Source organism: Pedobacter suwonensis (assembly GCF_900111825.1).
Taxonomy (GTDB): domain Bacteria; phylum Bacteroidota; class Bacteroidia; order Sphingobacteriales; family Sphingobacteriaceae; genus Pedobacter; species Pedobacter suwonensis.
In genome coordinates this window covers 107,563-133,470 of record NZ_FOJM01000019.1, presented here as the reverse complement: position 1 = coordinate 133,470, position 25,908 = coordinate 107,563, and the positions used below count along the sequence as shown (strand labels likewise).

At 38.3% G+C, this 25,908-nt stretch carries 22 protein-coding genes; 12 read left to right on the top strand and 10 right to left on the bottom strand.

Annotated features, from left to right (window positions below; translation table 11 throughout):
* From BM107_RS21625 to BM107_RS21615, 3 genes are all read right to left on the bottom strand, one after another.
* Positions 1-2,837 (bottom strand): SusC/RagA family TonB-linked outer membrane protein (locus tag BM107_RS21625; protein ID WP_090987209.1); only part of this gene is annotated, 2,837 nt, incomplete at its 3' end.
* Between the two features lie 14 nt (positions 2,838-2,851).
* A complete protein-coding gene (locus BM107_RS21620) occupies positions 2,852-4,174 on the bottom strand; it encodes a TlpA family protein disulfide reductase (RefSeq protein WP_090987207.1) in 1,323 nt (440 codons plus the stop codon).
* A 351-nt stretch (positions 4,175-4,525) separates the two neighbouring features.
* Positions 4,526-4,825: a hypothetical protein gene (locus BM107_RS21615; RefSeq protein ID WP_090987205.1), complete on the bottom strand. Its 300-nt coding sequence runs from the start codon at positions 4,823-4,825 to the stop codon at positions 4,526-4,528.
* 779 nt (positions 4,826-5,604) lie between these two features.
* Here BM107_RS21615 and BM107_RS21610 point away from each other — a divergent pair.
* A complete protein-coding gene (locus tag BM107_RS21610) occupies positions 5,605-5,838 on the top strand; it encodes a helix-turn-helix domain-containing protein (RefSeq protein ID WP_090987203.1) in 234 nt (77 codons plus the stop codon).
* 64 nt (positions 5,839-5,902) lie between these two features.
* Here BM107_RS21610 and BM107_RS24805 read toward each other — a convergent pair whose 3' ends face one another.
* Positions 5,903-6,049 (bottom strand): hypothetical protein, encoded by a 147-nt coding sequence (locus tag BM107_RS24805; protein WP_159435296.1) that lies wholly within the window; start codon positions 6,047-6,049, stop codon positions 5,903-5,905.
* 42 nt (positions 6,050-6,091) lie between these two features.
* Here BM107_RS24805 and BM107_RS21605 point away from each other — a divergent pair, with 42 nt between their 5' ends.
* From BM107_RS21605 to BM107_RS21580, 6 genes are read left to right on the top strand one after another with little or no spacing between them, the layout of a single operon-like run.
* Positions 6,092-7,558 (top strand): RelA/SpoT domain-containing protein, encoded by a 1,467-nt coding sequence (locus tag BM107_RS21605; RefSeq protein WP_090987201.1) that lies wholly within the window; start codon positions 6,092-6,094, stop codon positions 7,556-7,558.
* Between the two features lie 2 nt (positions 7,559-7,560).
* On the top strand, positions 7,561-8,688 hold the full coding sequence (locus BM107_RS21600) for a DGQHR domain-containing protein (RefSeq protein ID WP_090987199.1): 1,128 nt from the start codon (positions 7,561-7,563) through the stop codon (positions 8,686-8,688).
* The gene (locus tag BM107_RS21595; protein WP_090987197.1) at positions 8,689-10,902 is read left to right on the top strand and encodes a DEAD/DEAH box helicase family protein; all 2,214 of its coding nucleotides are present in this window, start codon (positions 8,689-8,691) and stop codon (positions 10,900-10,902) included.
* A gap of 10 nt (positions 10,903-10,912) precedes the next feature.
* On the top strand, positions 10,913-11,113 hold the full coding sequence (locus BM107_RS21590; RefSeq protein WP_090987195.1) for a hypothetical protein: 201 nt from the start codon (positions 10,913-10,915) through the stop codon (positions 11,111-11,113).
* Entirely contained in the window at positions 11,113-13,266 is a 2,154-nt protein-coding gene (locus BM107_RS21585; protein WP_090987193.1) for an AAA family ATPase, read from the top strand. The genes BM107_RS21590 and BM107_RS21585 overlap by 1 nt, the downstream gene beginning before the upstream one ends.
* A 7-nt stretch (positions 13,267-13,273) precedes the next feature.
* Positions 13,274-13,711 carry a hypothetical protein gene (locus BM107_RS21580; protein ID WP_090987191.1) on the top strand — a complete coding sequence of 146 codons (438 nt, stop codon included), beginning with the start codon at positions 13,274-13,276 and terminating at the stop codon, positions 13,709-13,711.
* 23 nt (positions 13,712-13,734) lie between these two features.
* On the opposite strand, the gene BM107_RS21575 is transcribed toward BM107_RS21580, so the two are convergent.
* The 4 genes from BM107_RS21575 to BM107_RS21560 form a co-directional block, all read right to left on the bottom strand.
* Entirely contained in the window at positions 13,735-14,127 is a 393-nt protein-coding gene (locus BM107_RS21575) for a DndE family protein (protein WP_090987189.1), read from the bottom strand.
* Positions 14,120-16,255 carry an AAA family ATPase gene (locus BM107_RS21570; RefSeq protein ID WP_090987187.1) on the bottom strand — a complete coding sequence of 712 codons (2,136 nt, stop codon included), beginning with the start codon at positions 16,253-16,255 and terminating at the stop codon, positions 14,120-14,122. The genes BM107_RS21575 and BM107_RS21570 overlap by 8 nt, the downstream gene beginning before the upstream one ends.
* The gene (dndC, locus tag BM107_RS21565; RefSeq protein ID WP_090987184.1) at positions 16,249-17,574 is read right to left on the bottom strand and encodes a DNA phosphorothioation system sulfurtransferase DndC; all 1,326 of its coding nucleotides are present in this window, start codon (positions 17,572-17,574) and stop codon (positions 16,249-16,251) included. Before dndC ends, BM107_RS21570 begins: the two co-directional genes overlap by 7 nt.
* Positions 17,575-17,996: 422 nt before the next feature.
* Complete coding sequence (locus tag BM107_RS21560; protein WP_090987182.1) at positions 17,997-19,310, bottom strand: hypothetical protein; 1,314 nt, start codon at positions 19,308-19,310, stop codon at positions 17,997-17,999.
* A 637-nt stretch (positions 19,311-19,947) separates the two neighbouring features.
* Between BM107_RS21560 and BM107_RS21555 the strand changes: the two genes are divergently transcribed.
* Positions 19,948-21,027 (top strand): IS110 family transposase, encoded by a 1,080-nt coding sequence (locus BM107_RS21555; protein ID WP_090987180.1) that lies wholly within the window; start codon positions 19,948-19,950, stop codon positions 21,025-21,027.
* Between the two features lie 196 nt (positions 21,028-21,223).
* On the opposite strand, the gene BM107_RS25375 is transcribed toward BM107_RS21555, so the two are convergent.
* Positions 21,224-21,334 carry an SDR family oxidoreductase gene (locus BM107_RS25375; protein WP_397240122.1) on the bottom strand — a complete coding sequence of 37 codons (111 nt, stop codon included), beginning with the start codon at positions 21,332-21,334 and terminating at the stop codon, positions 21,224-21,226.
* Between the two features lie 299 nt (positions 21,335-21,633).
* On the opposite strand from BM107_RS25375, the gene BM107_RS21550 reads away from it, so the two are divergent.
* Positions 21,634-22,140, top strand: a complete 507-nt coding sequence (locus BM107_RS21550; protein WP_090987178.1) for a hypothetical protein — start codon at positions 21,634-21,636, stop codon at positions 22,138-22,140.
* Between the two features lie 430 nt (positions 22,141-22,570).
* Here BM107_RS21550 and BM107_RS21545 read toward each other — a convergent pair whose 3' ends face one another.
* Positions 22,571-22,840, bottom strand: a complete 270-nt coding sequence (locus BM107_RS21545) for a helix-turn-helix domain-containing protein (protein ID WP_090987176.1) — start codon at positions 22,838-22,840, stop codon at positions 22,571-22,573.
* A gap of 439 nt (positions 22,841-23,279) precedes the next feature.
* Between BM107_RS21545 and BM107_RS24555 the strand changes: the two genes are divergently transcribed.
* From BM107_RS24555 to BM107_RS21535, 3 genes are all read left to right on the top strand, one after another.
* Positions 23,280-23,726, top strand: a complete 447-nt coding sequence (locus BM107_RS24555; protein WP_139222323.1) for a LexA family protein — start codon at positions 23,280-23,282, stop codon at positions 23,724-23,726.
* Complete coding sequence (locus BM107_RS21540) at positions 23,704-24,948, top strand: Y-family DNA polymerase (RefSeq protein WP_159435295.1); 1,245 nt, start codon at positions 23,704-23,706, stop codon at positions 24,946-24,948. Before BM107_RS24555 ends, BM107_RS21540 begins: the two co-directional genes overlap by 23 nt.
* Before the next feature lie 147 nt (positions 24,949-25,095).
* The gene (locus BM107_RS21535; protein WP_090987172.1) at positions 25,096-25,797 is read left to right on the top strand and encodes an SOS response-associated peptidase; all 702 of its coding nucleotides are present in this window, start codon (positions 25,096-25,098) and stop codon (positions 25,795-25,797) included.
* The last annotated feature ends 111 nt before the right edge of the window (positions 25,798-25,908 follow it).

Here is a 25,908-nt window from a genome sequence, read left to right as displayed (position 1 = left end):
TTGGCAAAAAGATTGGTATAATCAATCCCCTTGCGCCTGAAATAATAACCGAACTTAAAGCTGAGCGCTACCGAAAGGGTAAAACCTTTACATCCAAAATCGTTTACCATGTTGCCGAAATAACGGGGCAGCGCCGGGCCGTGAAATACCAGATCGGTAAGTTTGGTACCACTGATGATACTGCTGTAGGCCTTGCTGGGCTGGCCGTTTAAAAAGCCCATCGGTTCGCCCTTGGCCCCATCAAGGCCCGCCCAGCGGTAGGAGAAAATGGAGTATACCGGCAAACCCTCTACCCCCGATACGGTAGCATTGGCCTGCAAAAAGTTGCTGCCCTGTACCGAGGGCAGGTAATATTTGCCTACTTTATCTTTATACACCGAAAGGTTGAGCGTGCTGCCCCAGGTAAAGCTGCCCTGCAAAATCAGGCCGTTCAACTGCAGGTCTAAACCCTTGCCTTTAATTTCGGCAACGTTGCGCAGTACGGTGGTGCCTACCCCGGTGGTATAATCGATGGGGTAAATGCCGAATAGATCTGAAGCATGTTTTTGATAATACTCTACACTGCCCGAGAGCCTGGCTTTGAACATACTAAAATCAAGCCCCACATTCAGCATCCTTACCGTTTCCCAGCGCAGCTCGGGGTTGGCATACTTATCAAAAATGGCATAAGGCGTTTGGGTATAGGGTGAATTGACCTGGTAACGGATGGTATTTACCCCGCTCATGGATGGATCGGCATTGCCGCTAAAACCCAGGGTAGCCCTTAGTTTCAGCTGGTCTACAAAACCTGCTTTAAAAAACGGCATCTTCACCATATCCCAGCCCAGGCCCGCACTCCATAAAGGTTTCCATTTATTGTTGGTGGCCACGCCGAAAAGGTTAGATGCATCGGCCCTGGCACTGGCCGAAAGCGTGTAGGCATCTTTAAAGGTATAGGCCAGGTTTACAAACTGCGAAAAATAATTATTGGCTGTTTGGCTCAAACCGTTACCATCGGGAATATAGGCGGCACTCCCGGTAACCGAATTGGGGAAAGTGCGGGTATAATCAACCGCCCCGGTGTTGAGTTTATCGGTATCTACACCGTACATCCGGCCCGATACCCCTGTTGATTGTGCTTTCCTCCACTCTACCCCCACCAAAGCATCAAGCCTGTGCGAAGGCCATACACGGTTAAAATCAAGCTGGCCCCGGTATTGCTCCGAGCGTAACCGCCCCTCGTTCCTGTCCATAATGGCACCTACGGGGATTGGATAAGTTACCGCCCCGCCCGCGCCAACCTGCGCAAAACTGTTGATCAGGTTGCGCGTATAATAACTCCCTAAGCCCTGTAAAACCTCCCGGTTGGTACGCTGCTCTTCTATGTTGTATTTAAGCGATGCTTTAAAGCCCAGTGGCAGTTTATAACCGAGGTCGAAACCGGCCATCAGGTCGGTCAACCTGGTTACATTATCGGTGTACTGATCATCCAGCAGCGGGTAATAAGACCAATCTAACAGTTGCGCCACCGCTGGCGAAGCCAGAAAAGCAGCCCTGTAGTTTTTGGTAATGGGCAATGGGTTTCCATCGGCATCGGCAAAGGCCGCATAGGGGTAAAGTGAAGTGGTACTGGTTATGCCGCCAATGCCCGGCCGCCCTGCTGTAACTTTACCGGCTGTATAACTGAACAGGGTATTTAAATTCAGGTTGCGCAGCAGCGTAAAATTATTGCTCAGCCTCAGGTTCTGCCTCGCATTCGCCCCATCCAGGTTATCTACATTGTGGTTGTAACCCGAAGAAATGAGCCAGGCATGTTTTTCGCTCCCGCCCGATAGCGAGAGTGCATATTGCTGGTTAAGCCCGGTTTTGTATACATAACGCTCAAAATCATCATACACATCATGCGCGGCAAAACCTGCCTTGGCCAAAGCCAGATCGGCATCGGGCAGTTTGCCCGCAGCATTCAAAATCAGCAACTCTACAAAAGGCGTTAAAGCAGGTTTCTGTGAAGAATTGATCTGGCTGGCATAATAACCCTTGCCAAATAAAAACTGCTCTACATCAAGCGCATCTGCTGATGAAATGCGCTGCTCATACCGCAGGTTAGGCTTTTGTAACAAACCGATGCTGCCCGAAAAATTTACCGCCAGGGGCGTATTCTTTTTGCCTTTTTTGGTGGTGATCACAATCACCCCGTTCCCGGCACGGGTACCCCAGATAGAAGCAGCCGCGGCATCTTTTAAAACGGTGATGCTTTCTACATCTTCAGGATTGATATTGGCCAGGTCGCCTGCGTAAGGGAAATCATCTACCACAATGAGCGGATCGCGCGGGCCACGGATGGTACTGGTACCCCGGATGGAAAACTTGCCTGTGGACGAGGTAGTCCGATCAAAGGTGAGCCCGTTACCAATGGCCTCTAACCTGTCGAGTATGTTTTTGCCCACCTGCTGGTCTAATCTGGCCTTATCCAGTTTATCAAAAGATCCGGTGGCGCGTGTTCTATCCAGCAACTGGTAACCCGTACTTACCGTAACCTCGTTCAGCTGGTTATCCGCAGGCTGTAAACTCACTACAAATGCCCTGGTTAATGGGATGGTTACCGTAAGGGCATAAGTTTTAAAACCCACTGCGGTAGCCACAAAATGGTAAGTACCGGCAGGCAGCCTGAGCAAAAACATCCCCTTTGCATCGGTGTGGGTTTTAAATGCCAGCCCATCGGCCCCTGCCAGTTCGATGTTCGATGGAAGGGCCGTACTATCGGCGGCACTCAAAATTTTGCCGCTAAAGGTATCCTGCCCAAAGGTGATAAACGGGCAAAAGCCGATCAATATAATCAGTATGTATATCTTCCTCATTTTAATTGGTTAATTTAGTTTGGCTGGTCGCTGATCAGCATCATGGTTATTTTTTGCTTTGCTGGCCGCAGGCGCAGGCCATATGGTAAAAGCCCGGCGTTTACCTCCTGCAGGTTGCCCGTTAACGGGAGGCTGATGGACAGGCGTTGGCTGATCCCCGTTTTGTTGATCACGGGCAGCCTGTTCCAGGCCAGGTTTTCTAAATGATCTACAAGTGCTTCGGCAGTTACATTTTTTAAGTTCAAAGCCCCTTTGTGGCCAGCGGCCTGACCTAAAATTCTGCCACCACCGGTACGCTCCAGCACCAGGCAATCGGTTTTTTCGGTTTTAAAGGTGGCTTGATATGGCGAATAGGTATTCAGGTCGGCCAGCATCATGGGGTAGAGTTTGGCAGCAAGCCGTTCCGGTACTACAAATTCATAATTGTAGCTGTCTCGTAAAAAACCCGCCGAATCGGCTCCAAGGTACCGCAGCTGTTGATCGGAAAAGCGCTCACCTGCTGCGCGTTGCAGCACCCTGCCAATAGTACTGTACAGGCTAAAAAAACTGGTATTGGTAAAGGCGCGGCCTACCAACAGACCTGATTTCGCTTTCCTGAACTGGGTACCGCTGGCCAGGCCAGAAACCCGCCCTTGGGTTAACAGGCTGTACTTTTGCAAACCATCGGTAGGGAAATCGCCCGAGCTGAATAAAGGCAAACCCGGATCGATATTCTTTTTATTAACAAAGCTACTGCCCCCGCCCGCCATGGCTTGTAACAGTTTCGCTTCTTCCAGTTCTTCCTCTCCTGTTATGGCCAGTACCTTACCATCTTTACCAATCCATACATAATGGGGTATGGTGCGGTGCGGGAAGGTGTTGTTCAGCAGGGTATCGGCCACAATAGCCACAAAGGCTTCATTATGTTCGCTTTTCCTTTTTTGCAAAAATACAGTTGCTTTGGCTAGCGGTTCGTTATTCACCAGAATAATCTGCAGATCGTTCCGGTATTTTTGTTGCAACAGCTTCATTTTGGGGAAGCCGGCGATGCAGGGCGCACAATAGGTGGCCCAAAAATCGAGCAAGATCAGTTTGCCGCGGTAGCGGTTTAAGGTTACTGATGTATTTTTGCCTTCATCGGGTTTGTCGCCCGAAAAAGCAAAATGGCTGCTCTGCCATATGGCTTCAGGAACGGCCCCGCCAACGGCAACCCCGCTGGCTGGCCTGGCTCCCTGTGCTGCAGCCCTATTTGCGGTTAGGGCCAAAATCAGCATCAAAAGGGTACATATTTTTAAAAGGCTATGGTAAATATGAAGGCATAGCCTGCACCCTGAGATAGCCATTGTAGATGGGTTCATAAGTTTTGGTTAAGTTGACAAGAAAAAAAGCTGTCTCAGAAATGATGTTGGAGATTTTTGGCAGCATCATATTTTAAAAGGGCGTCATTCCCGTGAAAACGGGAACCTTAATGCGATAGAACGGCAACTAAATATTCCATACCAAAGCATTGGGCATAACGGCACCGCCAATTTTAATTCTCTTGCTATTACTGAATCTCTTCTTTTGAGACAGGCTCATAAAAGCAAATGCAGGGGACTGAATTATTGTTACATCATTAAAAAACCTATTTTAAAAAGCCCCCCTGCACCGCCAAAACCTATACGGGGTTTTTCGGTTTTAAGGCATAAAGCCGATCGAAAGGATAACAGCTACTCACCTCCATGGCCCACTCCTTCCTGCTCCGTTAAATAATAAGACACCAAAAAATTGAGGTTACAATTAAAACCCCAGGCTTTATTTCCATAAAAAGTACAGAAACAGGTAAAATCATCAGGTACTGGCTTCCCGCCTTGTGGATGCTGCGACACCTTTTCAACCTGGCTTTTCTCCGCCACAACCTGTTGATGCCCGCCAGCACTTGCCAGCCAAATGCTCCATAAGGCAAAGGGGCTATACAAAAAGGCCCAGCAAAGGAAAAAAAGCGGCAGGTAACGGTTATTGGTGCTCATGGCAGATGCTTGATTAGGTAGATTGGGTAGGCATTAACAGCAGAGCGCGCCCTTATTTCATTTAAAAAAGGGCAAAAACCAGCCCCTCCGCCTAAAACAGGCAGATACGGACACACCGTATTGCAAATGAGGAAAAAGATACTTACCTTGGGAATGCGAATAACCACAGTAATGCACCCTTGCCTAAAAAGCAATTAAGGGCTGGCACCAGGCTAAATTAACCCACCGGGACTCAGTGCGCGCTCTCACACCAACCCCCTGTTTTTTATTGGGCTATTTTACACCTGTAATTCCGGCACTGGCATTACGATGGAGAACAGATCACGTTCTTTAATAATAGTTGTAGGGAATAATCTTTTATCACTTCCTTGAAGTGATAATAACTGATGGCGGTTAATTGGTTCGTTTTCATAAACGGTAGTTTTATGTAAAACGATGCGGACTCAACAAAAGCAGAAGTAAACCAGATTGGATAAACCAATAAGGCGAACTCCAATGCTTTTGAACGTGGTACCGTCAAGAACCGCTCAAGCCGAGGCTTGAGTTCTGCAAAAGACTAACATGAAGTCCGCCCTATTGAATATAAGATATCGCGAAGATAGCAAAACTCAATAGATACGGCGAACTCACGATCATCTCATGCAGAAAGTTTGACGGTTTTCGTTCATGAGTGACATCGTTAAAGCCAGGTTTACCCTAACTCTATTTGTCGCTATAAATAACTGATAACAAATATATAAAAGTTGCCTAATAAAAGCAACTTTTTATTTAAATAATTTATGATCAATCGAATTGGTGAGGTTTTAAAAGAAAAAAAAGCAGGGAATAAAGACTTGGTTAAATTCTTGGAAGTTAAAAAGTCAACAGTCTCTAGATGGGTTAATAATAAACAGCAGCCACCACTTGGAACTCTAAATAAGATCGCTGAATTCTTGCGAGTTGATATTAGAGACTTATTGCATCCTAGTGATTGGAGTAATAGTAAAGTAGAAGAATTTAAGAAAAGTAAATAGCACGAAGACGGCTAAGGAATATAGGGTTTCATTGAGCAGAGATTAACATTTGCTTTAAGAGAAATTAATTAGGGAGTAATGAGATTGCAAAAACCAGGAAAGATAACATTATTGCTCCTATAGCAATTTCGCCCCAACTGTAGTATTTGCCGTTTTCTTTTGGGATGATTAGAGACAGTATGCTCGAAAGGCCTTTTCTTAAGTTTTCCATGTAGATCGGTTAGATAATTAAATATAATAAAATTGATGCTCAATGAGTAACGCAAATAATAACAGGGATTTATTTGAATTCATAACTAAAGTTTATAAATCATCGGTAAAGAAGTCTTTAGAGGTACCTAAAGAAGAGATAGCAAATTTGCTTAAGGAATTAATAAATACCCATTCTAAAAAATACAATTTAAGAACGAATTCCGCCGTAAATGATATTAACTACTATGATTTAAAAAGTAGAGTAAAAGAAGAAGATAGTTTTTCAGAAAAGCTCATTAGAAAAGACATTGGATTGGTCATAACTCATAAACATGGTAGAACAGTCACTGACTTAAAAAGGGCAAGAGTTCCTATTATAAATGACCTAAAAAAACTAGATGATATTATTGGTATTCGTGTAGTAACAGAATTAAAAAAGGACTGCGATAACGTCTATAAATTATTACTAGATAATATTTCATTCTTAGAGGAAAATGAAATACAATTACATGACATAGATGAGCAGCCTCAGGAAATGAAAAACGGACTTGAAATCTACAGGATAAAAGGCACGTACCAAGACCATATATGCTTTGAATTACAAATTAAAAGTAAAATAGATGAAGCTTGGGGGGAAATGGACCATACAATTTTCTATAAAGATCATACAAGCACACCCATCAAGGATACGGTGCAAGCTACAATGAATAACATTGGACACTTATTAGAAAAAATTGAAGATTTATTATTTGATTTAAGAGAATCTGATAAAAAATTTGAAGCTAACAATCCATACAACGCTTTTCAGATTAAAATGTCAAAAGAATTATCGGAAAAGCTAAAAACAGTATTCGGTGCTTCTGTAGACCTAAAAGAATACACCAAAGCTCTTTATTTTTTAAAAAATAAAATTATTAAAAGTAAGGGAATTGATAATAGCGAATTAAGCTTTGAACATCTCAAATATGAAATAACAGATCCAGACTTAAAATATTTTGCCGATGCAAAAAGTAAGAGTCACAAGCTGATAATTACAGAGGGAATTTTTTATAATATATTGAGAACTGAGGATAATAAATTCAAGCTAAAGCAAGAAAACTATAATGACAGCTTCAAAAGATTTTACTCTTATTATATTGATTATTTAATATCAGATGTAATGGAACTTCAAGAATTTGAAAATCTTTTAGCCACGAATAGTAAATTTATATCTGATCCTGATTTATTTATCAACGTTAAAAAGCTAAAAAAATTCATTAGCATAAAAGAGCATTTAACAAATACGTTTGAAGATGATCCGAATGCTAGAACATTACTCACAAATTTATTTTTTATTCAACAATATTCAGGAGACATACAAACTTATTTAAACAGTGTACTTGACGATTTAGAATTTGATCTTTCAAAAAAGATATTACAATTACAAAAGGCAACCAAAGAATTAGCTGATTCCCCTCATAAAAAAGATTGGATTAGAGATTTTCAGCACTTCTTAGAAATAATCAATAAAATCAATTCAGAAGGTTAATTATGAATGTAAAAGTTTTAACATATATACAAAACAATCAGAAATTTATCACTACTGTTTTACCAGCTGAGATATTGATCAAGATTTCTAAAGTTTTAACCTATAATCAAGATCCTGAAGGTTATCAACGTGAGGCTAATAAGGTCCACTATAATAAAATTAAAAACTATATCCTTGATAACGCTAAAGATTTCATACTTCCTACTTCAATCATTCTAGGTGTAGATAAAAAAGATATTGAGAAAAATCTGATTGAAGACGAAAAAGGTATATCATTAAATATAGATGAAAACGCGTGCATCTTTAGAATTGTAGATGGTCAGCACAGAATCGAAGGGATTAAAAAAGCTATCGAAAAACAGGATGAAGTTAAAGATTTCAGTTTGCCAGTAACAATTGTAATTTCTAATGAAAATAGAAGATCTATTGAATTGGAAATATTTAGGGATATAAATTCAAAATCAAAACGCATTAACACCGATTTAGCTCAGCTTGCTAAACATAACTACGAAATTTTAGAAGAAAAGATCAGCAATCTTAATAACCATATTTCAATTAAGACAGCGCATAAATTGAAAGAGAAAAAAGAAGGTGTTTGGTCAAATGCCATAAAATTTAATATCCAAACAGATTTCAATTTTGGAATAATCGGTGTTACTATGTTTAGCGAATCTATTTCAAAAATAGTCGAATCATACTTAAAAGAAAACCCTGCGCCAAACACAACTGATAAAAAGAAAATTATAGATTTTTGTGACAAAGCTTCGGTATTTTTAGGAGACTTTTTAGACATTTTATGGTCTGACATCATTTATAAAAAATGGAATGCCGCTTTTACAAAAGAGATATCTCAAAATGAGTTCGGCGAAGTAATTAACACATTTTATTCTAGTAAATACTATATCCAAAAAGGAATAGGAACAAATTCAATCAATTCCTTTTTTGCTGAAACAATTGCCTCTAAAGGCTTTAAAGAGAATTCAATTTCTGAAATTAGAAAGAAAATTAATTCAAGCCAGTTAAAATCTGAGGATTGGATTAACGGAGGTCCTTTTTCAGGATATAATTCTGGTTCTGGGTTTAATAAGATTAAGAAATTATTGATATCATCTGAAGGTATTCAATCATAAATGCTTAACAACATTCAATTCCCAAAAAGCAAAAGTTATAGAACAGGTTCAGAACATGAGCCTTTAAAATTCTATTTAGACTGCCTTAGCAATGCCAAGGAGTTTGATTTGCTATTGGGTTATTTTAGTTCTGCTGCTATTAATGTATTATCCCTAGGCTTTGCCCAGTTTATTTATAAGGGTGGCAAAATGCGTATTGTAGCTAACCACATCCTTTCTGAAGAAGATAAGGCGGCCGTAATAGCAGGTAAGAATAAAGACGTTCAAATTCCATTTGACCTAGAAGATATAAGTAGTATTAGATCTGGATTAGATGAATATGGCAAACATTTTTTTAAATGTTTAGCTTATTTAATTGCTAACGATCGAATTGAAATTAAGATTGTTAAACCAAAATCTAAAGGTATTGCACATTATAAAGACGGTATTTTCAGAGATGACAATGATAGCGTATCATTTCATGCATCGTGCAACTTTACCGCATTTGGCTTGCTGGAAAATGCGGAAAGCTTAAACTGTTTTTTAGCTAGCGATAGTGAAGCATCAAAGCATAAAATTGTCGAGGACCAAGCCTATTTTGATCAGATTTTTGAAGGTAAGGCAAATCATTTAGAATATTTAGATATTCATCAAATTACCATTGCTATAAAAAACGAATTTAATGGAGATGATTTGAAAGAGCTGTTGGTAGAAGAGTCTGATTTGATACGCAAAAAGAACCAGATCTTTAAAAGCAAGGAACTAGAGGCCTATGTAAGTGTTTTAGAATTGGAATTAGAAAAAATAGCGAACGAGCCTAGGTTTCCTTATCCAGAAGAACGAGAAATTCAAAAAAAAGCCTATAAAGCGTGGATTGAAAATGACCGAAAGGGAATTTTTGCAATGGCAACGGGATCTGGAAAAACGATTACCGCATTGAACTGCATTTTAAAGGAATATCAGAAAAATGGTTTTTATAAAGTTATAATCGCCGTACCTACCCAGGCATTAGCAATGCAGTGGGAAAAGGAAGTTGTTGCTTTTAATTTTCAAAATGTTGTTTCCACTCATACACAAAAAAACTGGAAAGACATTTTAAGAAGATACACAACTAGAAGCATTTTCGAACAAAAAAAGAACATCATAATTATAACCACCTATGCTACTTTTAATCGTAGTGAAATACAAACTTTTATTACGAAAACAAAAGGTGTTGATTCCTTTATGTATATAGCTGATGAGGCACACAATATTGGTTCTCCCACAAGTTTAAAAAACATTCCGCAGCAAATCAATCAACGAATAGGATTATCTGCCACGCCGGAAAGGATTTACGACGAAGGAGGATCAGAAAAAATGTACCAATTTTTCAATTCTAAGCCGCCGCAATATACTTTTCGATATACTATGAAGCAGGCTATTGATAATAAAATCCTTTGTCATTATGATTACTATCCAATTTTTGTGGAGTTAACAGAAATTGAAATGATCGAGTATAAAAATATCACTAGTAACTTGAGGAAATATATCGACACAGAAACTGGTAAATATAAAAAAGAAGCTGAAATGCTTCTCTTAAAAAGAAAACGTATAGTTCATAAAGCTGAAAACAAAAAAACAGCAATATCTACACTTTTAGACTCCTTTAAATCGGAACATAAACTAAAGTACACTTTTGTGTTTGTGCCTGAAGGCTACGAGCCTGACTATGCTGATGATGAAGAGTATGAGATTGATAATGAAGATATGCACATTATAGACGAATATGCCGAAATGTTTAAGGCACGCAAGTATAAGTATTATAAATTCACTGGAGGCATAAAAGATTCAGAGCAAATCCTCAAGAATTTTGCAGATGGACATATTGATGTATTATTAGCAATGAAGTGTTTAGACGAAGGTGTTGATATCCCAAGAACCGAACATGCAGTCTTTTGCTCAAGTACTGGTAATCCCCGCCAGTTTGTTCAAAGAAGAGGTAGAGTATTAAGAAAAAGTGAAGGTAAGGATAAAGCAAAAATTTGGGACCTAATTGTATTACCTCCAAATATCGATGGTGGAATTAGCACTGTTGAAAAAAGCTTATTTACCGCAGAAGTAAAAAGGATTGCAAATTTTGCCGTGTTAGCCGACAACCAAATTGATATACTCTACGGTGAACTAAAGGATTATTGCGAGATATTAGGTATTGATTTATTTGAAATGCTAGAAAAGGAAAACGAACAATATAATTAACAAATAACAAATGGCAATACAAGATGAAATGTACAAATTGATCGAAAAAGAGATTGATGATACGCTAAAAGATGGAAAAGAAGTACGTACGGTCGATACTGCTAAATCAAAACAGGTTGCAAAAATGCTATCTAGCCTAGCTACCGACCCTAGCGAACCAGATAATTTGATAAGCCAATATATTGTCAATATAAAAAATATATGTAGCTGATGAATATCAAAACGATAACCATTAAAAATTTTCAATCTTATTATGGTATCCAATCTATAGAGTTTTCTATGGGATTAAATCTAATCATTGGAAACGGAGGAAAAGGCAAATCAAAACTGTTCAATGCATTTTATTGGGTTCTTTTTGGGGACATTTATATTACTGATTTAGGATGGAGGTCAACTGACGGTTTTCCTCACAATAATAAGTTTGCGATGAATCGCCAAGATTTCTTAAATAGGAAAGCATTATACGAAACAGATGTAAATGAAGATGTAAGTACGCACGTCCATTTAGAACTAGAAGATGAAAAGGGAGTTCTTTATGAAATAGAAAGATCGGTTACTGCAAAAAGACTAGACAGTGAAAACTGGCTTTCGCCAGAAGCTTGGAATGTGGGAAACAGCATTATTAAAGTAACCTATGAGACGAGCAGAGGTACACAAGTTAGAACAGACATGATGGCTGAACAGGTGTTAAGAAGTTTATTCCCGGAAGAAATTAGAAACTACATCTGGTTTCAGGGTGAGTCTTTAGATAGCCTCATAAACTTTAGGGATAAAGCCACCTTAAAAGCGGCAGTAAAACATATTTCTTACTATCCTTACTATGAAAAAGTTTCAGCAATTATTACAAATGCAAAAGCCAAAATAGAAAAATTAGAGCGAGCTAGAATTGGCGACAACAACAAGACAAATAAAGAGATAAATGCTACGTTAGCTAAAATACAATTATATCAAAATACTGTAGAAACTGAAGAAAAAGCTAAATCTAATATCGAGCTTAATATTACAAAAATTGAGATGGCCCTTGCGGAAGATGAAGGAAAAATGAAAGGGCTTGCCAATTTTACTAAACTGGTTAATGATTATAATAAATGCAAAGCCGACACTAAAGATGTCATGAATAAATTGACAGAATTAGATGACTACCAACGAATCCAAATACCTAATCTCTGGATTTTAAGAGGTTTCTCTAACGAAATAAATATTTGTGATGATATCATTAACAAACATAATGAAGTACAGGACACTGTTCCAGAAAAAAAGTACTTAGATAATCCTGGAAGATCAAAATTAGAGGAAATTATAAAAAACAAGACATGTTTTGTTTGTGGTTCTGACGCTTCGGAAGGAACAGATGCCTATAATTGGGTTCTGAAAAGAATAGAAGAGCAAGAGGTTTATCTCAAAGAGATGGAAGATTATTCAAACAACTTAGAGTTCTCTAAAAAGTTTGAACGATTTGTAGGATCAATACAAGACTATCCCAATTTATTACGAATATCTCTAGACTCCATAGATAAACAATTTATGGAGTCCGACGAAAAAATGGAGCAACTTCAGGCTCAATATCGAATGCTATTAAAAAAGCAGTCTACGCTAGATGAACAGCTTGAAGAGATAAAAAAGAAACATGGAGTAAATCCAATTGAGCAAGTAGGCCAAGGAGATCTAGTTGATAACCGGATAAAGGCATCAAGATCTAACTTAGCTAGAGAACACCGGAGATTAGAAGCTTCAAAAGAAGCGTTGGCGAATGCAAAATCGGAATTAAAATTAGCTGAAAAAGATTTAGAGCGAATTGGGAAGAAGACAGGCACAACAACAGTAAGTGAAACAGAATGGAAAAATATATCTATATTTTTAGAGGACATCTTTAAAAGAGTTCAAGAAAACGCTAGGAAAGATTTATTAAGTAAAATAGAGATCAGAGCAAATGAATTTTATCAAAAGTTTACCGAACACGACAATGGATATAAGGGCGAAGTTAAAATTAATGCCGATTATACGATAGAATTTGACGGCGGGCTAAATACTAGTCATCACGACCGAAAAAAGATGAGCATTATCAACGCTATGCTGTCCTTAAATCAAGAAGCTCTTGACACTTATTATCCTTTCATTAGTGACGCACCTAGTTCAAATTTTGATATACCAACTACTCATAAGTATTTATTAGGTGTTAAAGATATATTTAAACAATCAATCATTATTACTAAAGACGTTGATATAGAAAATAGTAATTTTGAGGAATTAACTAGTCAAAGTAAAATATCTCGTATTTACCTATTAGACAGTAATGTATACTGCGAAAGTGATAAAAATCCCGATTTACATGAGGTGTCAACTAAAGTAATTCAATTAAAATAGAATTTGCATGGAAAACATATTTGAAATCAAATTTACATTTGAGCAGAAAATTAAAGAAAACATTATTGAGAAATTTGCAACTAAGCAAGGAGGTAACTTTAATGTCTTTACTTATCACTGGCAGTGCTTCGCTTGGGCTGCAACAATAGGATTCTTTTACGGTGAAAAACGTAAATTAACTTCGCCCCTAGCAGACAAACCTTTCAATTTAAATACAATGCGAAACAATAATGGAGACAAAATTGCCCAGGCATTAATCTGCTTATGTATTTCAAAAACCGGCAGTTTAGATATCTTAAAAGAACCAAAGCAAGCAATTGATCTAATTAACGAGTATGCAAACGGAGGTTTCTATTATATTCAAAAGCTGATTGATAATGGAGAGAACAGTTTCAACGATCTAGAAAAAATTAAGCAGGAAATCTTTAACCGTGAGGTAGCATAAAATTTCAAATTATAGAAAAGGACTTACAATAATTGTAAGCCCTTTTCTATCTCATTGATTAAAAAATCATTGCCCGTTACATTTGTTCTGCTTTTTAGTGCTTTATCTATTAATTCCAGACCATCATCGATATGCATCTTTGTATATTTTGCTAAGTCTACATGATGAATGTTGATTTGATAGTGTAAAGCTAGCATAGACAAATAAACATCTGGGTAATTTCCAAAAAGTACCTTTACATTATATTCTTTTCCTTGTGAGTCGGACATTTGCTTCAAGTCTAGCTTTCTTTCTTGAGCGATAGAATAACTAAAAGCTAAACGAGCTATGACATTTTCAGGGCCAAGGTTTAGTCTATTTGTTAATTGTGTAACCAATTCTTTATTGGCTTTAGATGTTTTGATATTACTAAACATAAGCCTTTAAACTTTGGTTAAATTGACTAAATAAATCTTTAGGATATAGATCAGCAAAAGTAGAAGCATAATTAGCTTCTTGCCTAATCAGATAAGCTTTTCCAATCTTAGGTAATAATAACTCATATTCTTCTTCGGAAAGTTCTTTCTCCAGTAAAGGAAATAGTACCACCTGGGTTGATACCGAAGGATAAAACTCTTTAATGATGTTAGCTGCATGTTTTTTATCGAGCTTCTGCAATGGACTATCAATAAAGACAGGGAACTGGATGTTAGACTCCGTAACTAAAGCCTTTAATAAAGCGGTAGCATATAATTGTTGCTCGCCTTTAGATAAACCTTCTTTATTGATGATGTTACCATTGATATCGAAAAGATCAATATCGATTAAATCGCCTTCTATCTTCACTTCTACGTGCTCTACAAAAGCCTGTTTGTGCATTAAGCTGTTCAATTCTTTTTTGATGTTTTTCTCTAAAGAAGCTTTCTTCTTCAATTTCAATTGAAGAAGAAATGTTTCAAGCTGTTGAATTAAACGTTGAGTGGTAGCAGACTTTTCCTGATCTTGACGTTCTACCTTGATATGCTTAGTTTGTTCAGACAATTGACGCTGAATACTGGCTACTTCTTTTTCGGAAGTACTTAGCTCTGCTTTTAAATAGCCTATTTTTTCGTTAAGCTTGGCTAAGGCTGTATTTAGTTCATTGTAATTACTCTTAATTACTTTAATTACAGGGTCTATTGCTTTAATATCTGCATCTCTGAGTTTTTTATCTGTAATGTTAAAACTGCTTTGCAAACGCTTACCTTCGGCCACTAAAGCTTTAAACTGCTTTGCGTAGGCGTTTTGTAGATTTGCATAAATATTATTAAAAAGGCTGGTTTGATCAGGTGTAAAGGCTAATAAAATGTTTGTTTCCTTATTAGTTTCTGCTTGTAAATGTGTCTGTAAGATTTGCTCTATTTCTTTCTGATTTACTTCTTTAAGTAAAGCAAAAGCAGATTTAAGTTCACTATATTTTTCTTTCAGCAAGCTATTTAATAAATGTGTATGCTGTTGCCGCTCTTCTACCGCAATCTGATCTTTCACCTGCTGCATTTTACCCATCAACATAGCAAAAGGAGCCAATTCCAACAATTCGTTAAAATCCGATTTATTCTTAGCCATTGCTTCACGCAAGTTGGTACGCATTTTACGGTAATCGTTCAGTTCCTGATCTGACATTGCACTGCCCTTTCTCACCAATTCTTCTTGCGCCTTAGACAATTCAGCTGCTTTGATCAGTTGCTCTTGCTCTTTCTTCTCTAATTCTTCTTTATGTAATACAGAAAGTTCTTGTAGCTGATGAAGCCTGGTCTGTAACTCGTCGATTTTTTTAAGATCACCTTTCGATGCTGATTTTTTACTAATTCTTAGCTGAAGGTTTTCCAAATTTTGTTTGAGATCGGTATATTTTTTTATACCTAAAACCTCATTATAGGCTTTACTGAAATATAACTTTTCATCTATATTTTTTACTTCAGCCAGCGCTGTGATTTTCTCGGCATCGAAGAAAAAGAATTTGGCAATCTCTTTAGGTAAAATAAAGTCATTGATGAAAATATCTTGCCCAATAGTTTTGGTGAGCTCGTTCGCTCTACCATCTATTAGAATTTCTAATTCTTCTCTTTCTTTGCGTGTATTGTAAGTTCTGGCAATGCTTACCTCATTACATGATAGATGAGGAATAAAGATATTGGTTAAAACCAGCTTGCCACTAAAACTATACAACGCGTCTATTTCCGCATCAATTCTGGCAAGTTCTAATCTGTTTTGAGTGGATGCTCTTTCTGCTTTTAATACGTTTTCTTGCTCAACCGCCTCTTGCAAGGCATTACGGTTCATTAATTTAAAAGCATAGCGATGATAACCACCACTTTCGTAAACTTCTTTACGATAGCGCTCATCTACATCAACCATAAGTTTGCCATATAAAATCCAAACCAGAGATGTTAGTAATGATGTTTTACCAAAGCCATTTTGACCAGAAATAATGGTTACATGTTTCTCAGGATTGGTGGATAAGGTAATTGGTTGCTTGCCTTGATAAGCCCTAAAATTTTTTAGTGTAATATTATCTATTAACATGCCAAGCGTTTATTAGCTAAATTAGTAAGGTAATTATCCAGATCGCTTTGAATGCCATATTTATTAACCAAAATGATTTTTGATTTTTGTAGCTCCAACATTTCGTTGATCGCCTTAAAGTCGTCTTCGCTATTACAAACCTGTTTTAATAAGTCTTTTTCAAATACTTGATCATCAGAAAACTCTTCCTTTGTCATTGATGTTTGATAAACCGCATTATAGATATCGGCCACATTGTAATCGAAGATAGAATCGCGATGCCAGGTAACCTGGATAGCAACTAATTCTTGGTAGTTGATCAAGATTAGATTTGGATCTTCTTGCTGTACCTCTTTTTGTACTTCTAGTAGCTTCTGCAACATAAAAGCTCTTTTTTCAGTTGTATATGGCCCCCAGTTTTCTTCATGTGCATCATCTTCATCTTGATTCCGGCGCCAAGTTTGCCGCCATGAACGATCATTACGATAATCAACCAACATATCCCGAAACTCTATTAAAGGTTCCATCCATTCCTCACCATTATCGACCAACGCCTCCATAGATTTGTCTCTTTTTACTACGGAACAAACCCAACAGCCAAAACGACTTTGCCCACAACTTGGTGTGGTGGTATCGATCACCAATGGGCAATCGCCACCAGAAGCATTTCTGTACAAAGTTACAAGATCACGGTGTGTACCTCCCCATGGCGGGTTCACCTGTAATAGATACGTCCAAAGTTCTTCGGTCTCTACATCTTTGATAGGTGCAAATACAAAGGCATTTGGTAAAACATGTTTTCTTAAGCGTTCGCTTTTTATATAACTTTCGTGATTGGCTATACTTCTAGCGCGAGTAGTACTTTCATCGCTTCTGGTACCTAGCAATATGATAGCCTCTCCTATTTCTGAAATTTTGCTTTTTATAAATTGCGTAGTTGGATCGATTTTTAATCGATCTGTACACCATCGGAATGAATTATTTGGTGCTGGATATCCTTTACCTAATAAGTTTACCCAAAAGGTATCTTCTAAACGCGGGCTGGTTTGCTGTACTGTAATCGGCATCCCCTCTTCGGCTGCTGCCTTTTGAATGTGATCTAAGGTAATATGTATAAACTTGGCAATACGTGGATTTTCCACCAAGGTATCATTACAAACTACATAAACATGTCTATTACGTAAAATAGGATCAATCTTACGTAATGCCAACCATACAACTTGTAGCAGCATAGTAGAGTCTTTACCTCCTGAAAAACCTAAAATCCAAGGACGTGGATTTTCATCGTTCAAATATTGATCGATGATTTCTTCTTGAATAAATTTTAAGTCTAATGCCATATTATTTAGAAACTACAAAAGCTTCAAGATTTAGGTAAACTAAAATCTTAAAGCCTTTCAATTTGACTTATTACTTACTTGTAATTTTAAAGGATACGTAAATATATTACTTTAAAAATTAGGATCAATTTGTATTTATCAACACGCAGACACTTATTAAAGCTATTTAATTAACTATTAGTGCTTTGCGCGACATTTATCTTGTTAAATTTACACAATGGTGAATTATAAAATTTATTGAGCCATTAATGAAGAAACTTTAATACAGGTTAAAGCAAACAATTTCACAAGCGACAATACCTGCTTAAAACATGATTCGCTTCTAGTTCGCGCTGGGCATGTGAATTGTAAAATTCTCAAGCTCGCTTTGTTCAACAAATTCACCTTTAGGTCCTTCGGTAAATAGAACAACTTACCTAAGATCAATCTAATAAATTAGAGTAAGCATCTACTAATTGATCAATAAAACCAGAAGGCAATAAATAATTGTCCAGGTCGGTATCCAAGTCTTGAAAAACTTTATAAGGAACATATAAATCAACCATAAATCCAAGTGAAACCGTGAAATAATTTCTATCGGTATTGATAAAATGTTTATCAAAACCACATTTCTCGCGCCAATTAAATTCAGGTTTGAGGTGTTCATCTAGCAGTAATTCAAATTCATGCCAATCCTTTCTATGCCACTTACCAGACTTGTTATAGAAATTATAAGCTGTGTTCAATGGCTTCAAAAGCTGTTCATCGCCAAAATCAAGTGATGTTACAAATTTGTTAAAATGGCAAAACTTAATATGATATTCTAAATCAAGTTCAAAAACCTTATCCCCTACCATTAACGATTTCTTCTCTGCCCAGTTTAGCGGTTTATCGTAGATACGGTAGCCCTGATCCTTGGTATTACCCGGCCAAATGGTAAAAACAATATAGTCCTCCTCCAGGTGCTGCTGAAAAAAAGGAATAATCTCGCTCGCCCAGCCAAAATTAATTCCTATAGCCATTCGGTCAGAATAATCTAATATCTTTTGAGTTGAATGATTAATGATCTGCTTTAAACGTAAATTTCTCGCATGTACAGATTTTTGCGAACTATAAGATAAAGGCGGTAATTGATTAAACGGACGACTTGAGAACCAATATGGATATCTGATTTCGGCTAATGCAATAAAGTCGTTCAGCATCGATGATTTCCCTCCTCTTAAATGCATCAGATTGGATACCTGCTCCATGAGTACCATCGTGTGCTTCCAGGAGAAATTTACTGGCACGACACTAAGCTGCTGCCCGGAACCAATAAGTGGGGCAATTTGGTCAAACAGCTGCTGTTTACAATCAAATTTATTGCGCTTCACTTCAATCACGATAGCAATGTCTTTGATTGTAATGATCACATCCGTTAGATTGATATCTTTAGAAGCTGAAGGTTTAAGTGAGAGAAAATCACTCATATTAAGATCTCTATCAGCCGTCATCGCAACAGCGTATACCTTCTTTAAACCAGATGATTCCAATGAATTAGTGTTTACCTGAAGGTCTATATAATAGGCAGAACTATCTTCATAATGATTGAAAAGATAATCATAATCGTCTTTATCGACAATGGACTGGATGTATTTACTAAAAAATAGAGGATCATTTTCCAAACAGATGGCAAAGGCTCTGCTTAAATTATTTTCGATGAATTCCGAAGAATTACTTTCGTTGTAATAACGAAAAATATTAAGATGTTGGTTCATGGGAGCGTTTGTTGTAAAGCTAAAAATTATGTTACAAGAAACCAATTAAAAAGAGAAATAAGTTAATAGCAACGAATATATTCGCGAGTTTTTGTAGCCGTAGGCTGGCAAAATATAACATTATTTCTTCCAATACAGGCGTTAACCTGATCCGACACGAACCGCCACCCAATATCACATCTAGATCAGCATATACCGCTCCAGTTTCCCAAAGTGGATCACGTTTCAATCTATCGCCTACTGATATTTTTCTCCCTATCCTTCAACACCCAATCCAATTCCAGATCTTCGGCGGCTCCCCTAGCGCCCCACGCCTGAACCGGTGATATTTAAAAAACTAAATTGATTAAATCACCTTTGATGACTAAATTTGTTTAAAACCTACGGGGAAACTTCCTATACGAATAAACCGGATTTAAGATAATGTCCCATCAAAATTTAATTGAATGATCATGATTATCGGGAGAAGACTTAAATGTTAACCAAGGAAAGACCAAAGCGTGAGCAAAAGGCCCGGTAAGTTAATGGTCAGCACCAATTAAAAGAACGGTCAGGTGAGTCAGAGCTATTGCTAAGGTAGGACCTATTTTGTAGAAAAACGCCTGACCGTACAGGATGGGAAATAAAACCCTCACCTATGGATGCATTAAATAAGACAAAAAGGTATGTCTATTTCATCGGGATCGACATATCAAAAGAAACCCTGGATATCGCCGTCATGGTTCAGGGATCTGTTTTGGTGCACAATACCATCCCCAATGAACCAAAATCGATCAGGGACCATATGCTACGCCTGAAAGCTTCTTTGGAGTTTACCACCAGAAATACCGTTGTCGGAATGGAAAACACAGGAATTTATGGCAACCACGTGATCAACAAACTGAAGACGCTTAAAATCGATACTGTCGTTGACCCGCCTCTTCGCATTAAAAATTCTTCGGGTTTAATCAGGGCCAAAACCGATAAAAAAGATGCTGAAAGAATCGCCCTCTACCTCTACAAATCGAGGGATATATTAAGATTAAGAATACCAAGGCGGCCAATCATTGAACAGCTGGCCGGTCTATCCAGTTTGAGAAAGCGCTTACAATCCCTTCATATCGCTATGCGGGTGCCCTTAAAAGAGCACACAGGTTTTGTAAAGAAAGGCCTGATTGAACAGAACAACAGACTTTGCTCCAGGAGTTTCGATGCGCTTAGACTGGATATAAAGGATGTTGAAGATTCAATCGAGGCGACATGGAAAGCGGATGAAGAAACAAACCGCCTGATGACCCTGATGCAGTCGGTGCCCTGTGTGGGGCCCGTTGTTGCATTGGAAATCCTCATCTGCACCAACGAATTCAAAAACATAAGAACCATCAGACAGTTCGCATCCTACGCAGGAGTAGCGCCCTTCCAATATAAATCAGGAACCACCATCCGTAAGAAAACCCGGGTATCAAAGATTGCCAATAAAAAAATGAAAGCCCTGCTGCATAATTCTGCCGTTCTGGCCAAAAAGTTTATCCCGGATATTAAGGCATACTATCACCGTAAAACGGATATAGAGGGAAAACATAAGATGTCAGTACTCAATGCAATCCGATTGAAAATCGCTGCAAGGGTATACTCCTGTATAAAAACAACAGATTATACGAGAAAATACATGAGTACAAACCTGTTAAGGATCTTGCCCCGCCAATTTAACCAGTTAAGATCAATCAAACCGGTTTGAGCATGAACCACGAACTGCCTGGTGAGCAGGGAAAATGGAATTCCTATCCCTTAGCGCTAAAACATTGTACATTGGATCATCCTTGGTGAAAATGCAAAAACTCATCACCAGGGAATGATTTAAACAGGTCAACCCTCCAGGTTGACTGATAGTTGCACAGCCACTGCACGCGTAAAGGTAGAAGTATTCATCAACTTTAGGCTTTCAGGCTCATACCTCTGTCCATTAAGATTTCCGCACCGGTAATATAAGAGGCAGCATCAACGTAGAAGAAGGTAGCCATTTTGGCCACATCCTCAGATTTTATGATTTGTAGTTAAGAAATACTGTTTGTTTATCATTTCATAGAGCTTGCCTTACTTTATACGGCAAGATCATGGTTTGGGCAAAAAACGGTTAAAAAATTTTGCAAACGTATCTAAGCGCAAATCTCCAACGGAAAGCGCCGCACCACTGGTGCCTAATGAGTACACCGAAGCACTTTTGCACCGGTTAAGAAATAGTTATTGATAAATATTTTTACTTAACTGTCACTATTCCACCCGATATACGTCTTATACTGCAAACGGTATTTATTTGAAACCTTTATACAACCTTAAAACTGACATGAAACAAACAGCATATGTAATACTTATTGGTATGGTGATGCCTTTCCTGATGTATGCACAGGCGACATCGAACCGCCTTGTGAACGATGTTGCAAAAATGGAAGGCCTTTGGAAAGGATCGTTAACCTATCTGGATTACCGTTCCGGCAAACCGTATACGATGCCTGCCGATATTGAAATTAAGCGGATTGCCAACACGAACCGTTTTCTTTTCATTCATGCTTATCCGAATGAACAAAGTGCAAACTCAACAGATACGTTGACCATCTCGAACGATGGCAGATACTTTGATGATGCGCCGGTGATCTCCCGGAAAGTATTATTAAAAGATGATGTTCAGATTATTACGGAAAAGATCGGTACGGATGGCAATGACGGAAAGAAAGCGACCATCAGGCAAACGTATATATTAGGTAAATATCATTTTTCCAAACGGAAGGACGTAAGGTATGCCGGTGAAAAAAACTGGATCAAACGACACGAATATAGCTACAACAGGCCATGATGAGGGTATAAAAAATGCCGCAAATAAATACCTGAAATTTCCCGCATCAGCCGGGCAGTGGGCCTATAAAACTGCATTACTTTATTGAAAAAACCTAGCCCGGTAAGTGAAAAATTATGATAGAATGATGCTTATGGATGAGGCATTTGCCGGATTTTAGAGCCACAACGGAAAACCAGGATGAAGATTGTAAGGGATATTTTCCGTATAATTGCGGTGTAGGAGGTGAGAGACCTACATCAGTCGAAAGCCTGAGAGCGTTAATTTAGAAAGGGGTTGATCATGGATTTGATCTACCTCTTTTTTTGGCAGACTATATCCTGAAAATATTCAGCTTATAAAACAAATTTACCAGCACAGGCATATCAAGCAAAAGGCAGATTGCCCCGACACAGGTAAAGTAAGTTGCCCGGGAATACCAAATGTCATCTTAGGTTTTCTCATCGTCATCAGCAATAATTTTGATCAAATCATGTTGATTTAGAGTCAACAAATTTGCTGCCTCCACTTTCAAAATCATGGCGATATGAAACAGACGGTCAATCGTTAATTTACTATAACCAAGTTCGATTTTGCTGTAAGCATTTTGCGATATTTTTAGTTTTGCAGCCAGATATTCCTGGGTGTAATATCTGTACTCTCTAATTTTTCTGATATTACCGACAACCTCTCTTGTTTTAAAAACCAGTACATTTTCCATAAGCGCTAATTTTTATTTTCTATACCTACAAACCGGCTGGTGCAGCTTAGCCTACCATGTTAACAACATAAACACACCAAAATCCGTATGATTACTTTTACACTATAACGTAAAACAAGATAAAATGTTTACTGATTTCGCTTTGGTCTAAAATCGCGTTATATTTCTGCCGGCCTGGCAAATAAATATCATTGTTGGATTCATTTTGTTATAAAACCTTGGGCAAATATCTATTAACACATAAACCTCCATTTAACTCTTATTTATACACGCAAAACTGATCTCATATTTAACGATATGCAAGGTGATGTTATAAACAATTTGTATACAAGTTAAAAGCTATGCTAATCAATCAATTAACAATGGTTGTAAGGTATCTGTCAACAGCACTTGACTTTGCTAATATTTTTAGTAATTTTGACCGGTAAAGGAAATTGTTATGATTAGAGAACTAGATTTACCCCAAAACAATACATTGGATACATTGGACAATCCCGGACGCGTTTCGGGCTTTATATCCCCTGCTGAGGATTACAAGCAACGGAGGTTACATATTGCCCAGAGGATAGTTAACGATCCGACCAATACATTTTACTTCGAGTGTGACGACGACCACATGCGGTATTTTGGCATTATGAAAGGTAGTATCATAGTAGTGGATAAATCTGTTCAGGTTACATCCGGAATGTTAATTGTTTGTGCTGTGGAGGGTGAATGGCTAACCAGAAAGTTATGTATTAAAGGAGATAATACTTACCTATGCCTTAACGATACGATGGATGCCTGTTTAAACATAACCGGGAGAAATGTTACGGTATTTGGCGCCGTTACCTGGACTTGCCTGCCACATTCAAAGCAAAACCATGTTCGCACTGGCAGATTGTAATAACTTCTACGCAAGCTGCCACCGCTTATTTGAACCTGAATACAATGGTGTTCCGGTTATTGTACTGAGCAATAATGATGGCTGTGTAATTGCCCGCAGCAATGAGGCGAAAGCCTGTGGCATTGCTATGGGTGCGCCCTTTTTTAAAATCAGAGCGGAAATTAAAAAGTACAACATTGCCGTATTTAGCAGCCATTATACTTTGTATGGCGACATTAGTGCAAGGGTGATGACCAACCTCGCCAGGTTTACGCCTGAGGTTGAAGTTTATAGCATTGACGAATGTTTTTTAGGCCTAAGCGGCTTTGATAACCTGGAAGAATATGGCAGGCAGATCAGGGAAACCGTGATTTATAATACCGGCATACCCATAAGCATAGGCATTGCGCCAACCAAGGTATTGGCGAAGGTTGCTAACAAGACCTCAAAAAAGCATAACGGTGTGATGGTACTTGCAACCGGGCAGGAAATTAATGATGCCCTGGCCGATTACCCGGTTGAAGACCTTTGGGGTATTGGCAGGCAGTTTGCGCACAAGCTTATAAAAGGAGGTATTGAAACAGCTGCGCAGTTTAGGGCATTACCAATTGATTGGGTACAAACCAATATGACGATTGTTGGCGTTAGGATGTGGCGCGAGCTTTGGGGAGAGAGTTGCATACCTTTGAAAACCGTACTTGACCCCAAAAAAGGGATGTGTACCAGCAGGGCATTTGGAAAGCTTACCGGCGATTATAGTGAGCTCATGGAAGCCACATCAAGCTATGCGGCCAGGCTTGCCGGCAAACTCCGCAGAGAGAAATTGTGTACCACCGTCTTATCGGTCAGATTACTTACCAATAAGTTTGTTGCTGATGAACTACAAGCCTACCCGGCAATAACGATACCGCTTGACCACCCGGTTAATAATACCATCGACCTTATAAAAACAGCACTTTGGGGATTGAAGAAAATATACCTGCGTGGATACCTGTACCAAAAGGTTGAGGTAAATGCTACAGGTTTGATACCCGAATCGGAAGTGCAGCTTAACATTTTCAATGATTTTAAAGGCATTAAATATGATAAGATATCAAAAGTACTGGACAGGCTGAATTTGCAGTATGGCTCAGGAACATTGCGAATGGCCGGCGAAGGCAAGGACCAAAAGTGGACAATGAAACGCGAGTTCCTGCGGCCACATTATACCACGAACTGGAATGATATTATAAAAGTGAAATAAGATGAAAGAACTGTTAGACCTGATAAAGCGATACCTCCTTAAAGAGGCTGCAACCCTTAACCAGATAAATGATACACAAAAGCCTAAGCAGGCAAAGAAGAAAAACTAACTGCCCCGGTTAACTGTTGTAGGGGATAAAAGGTAAACATGTGTGCCAGATATACGTTAACAGCGGAAGAAAAAGAAATTCTTAAAACCCATCCGCACCAGATACAGGGTGAGTGGACACCTAACTATAACCTTGCCATTACACAGAAAGGATTAGTGATTACTGCTGACGAACCAGACATTATTCAGCAGATGGCGTTTGGTATTGTACCTTATTTTGCCGACAGCTTAAAACTTACCCGTGATACCTGGAACATTAAAAGCGAAACCGCAATGGAGAGCAAACTGTGGAGACCATTACTTGTAAACCATAAAACCTGCTTGGTAATGGCTGACGGTTTTTATGAATGGAAAAAAGATACAAAGGGAGAACAGCAACCTTACCGCTTTACGGTTAAAGACAGAAAGCTGTTTTGCTTTGCCGGTTTATGGTCGCAATGGGTTGATCCTGAAACGAAAGAAAAGTTCCGTACTTATGGTATCCTTACAACCGAGGCCAACCCCTTAGTTGCAGAAATCCACTCGAAGAAACGTATGCCCGTTATACTTACAAAACCCGAAGAAGAGATATGGCTGAGTAAAACGATACCAATTGAATCTAAAATGACGGTTTTAGATACCTTTTCTCAGGAACTGATGATACGTGTTAAGGTTGGCAAACGCGTTAATACGGTATCGACACTTAAGAAGCCCAATAATGATTCGGACTTGCTGTTACCGCTGAATACTGATGATGTGTAGTAACATAGATACATAACATTCAACCGGAGCAATAATGGGTCAGTGGATATTTATACCATACTATACCTTAAAATCAGGCTTTTATAAACTTCTAGTTTTCTGTTTGGATAA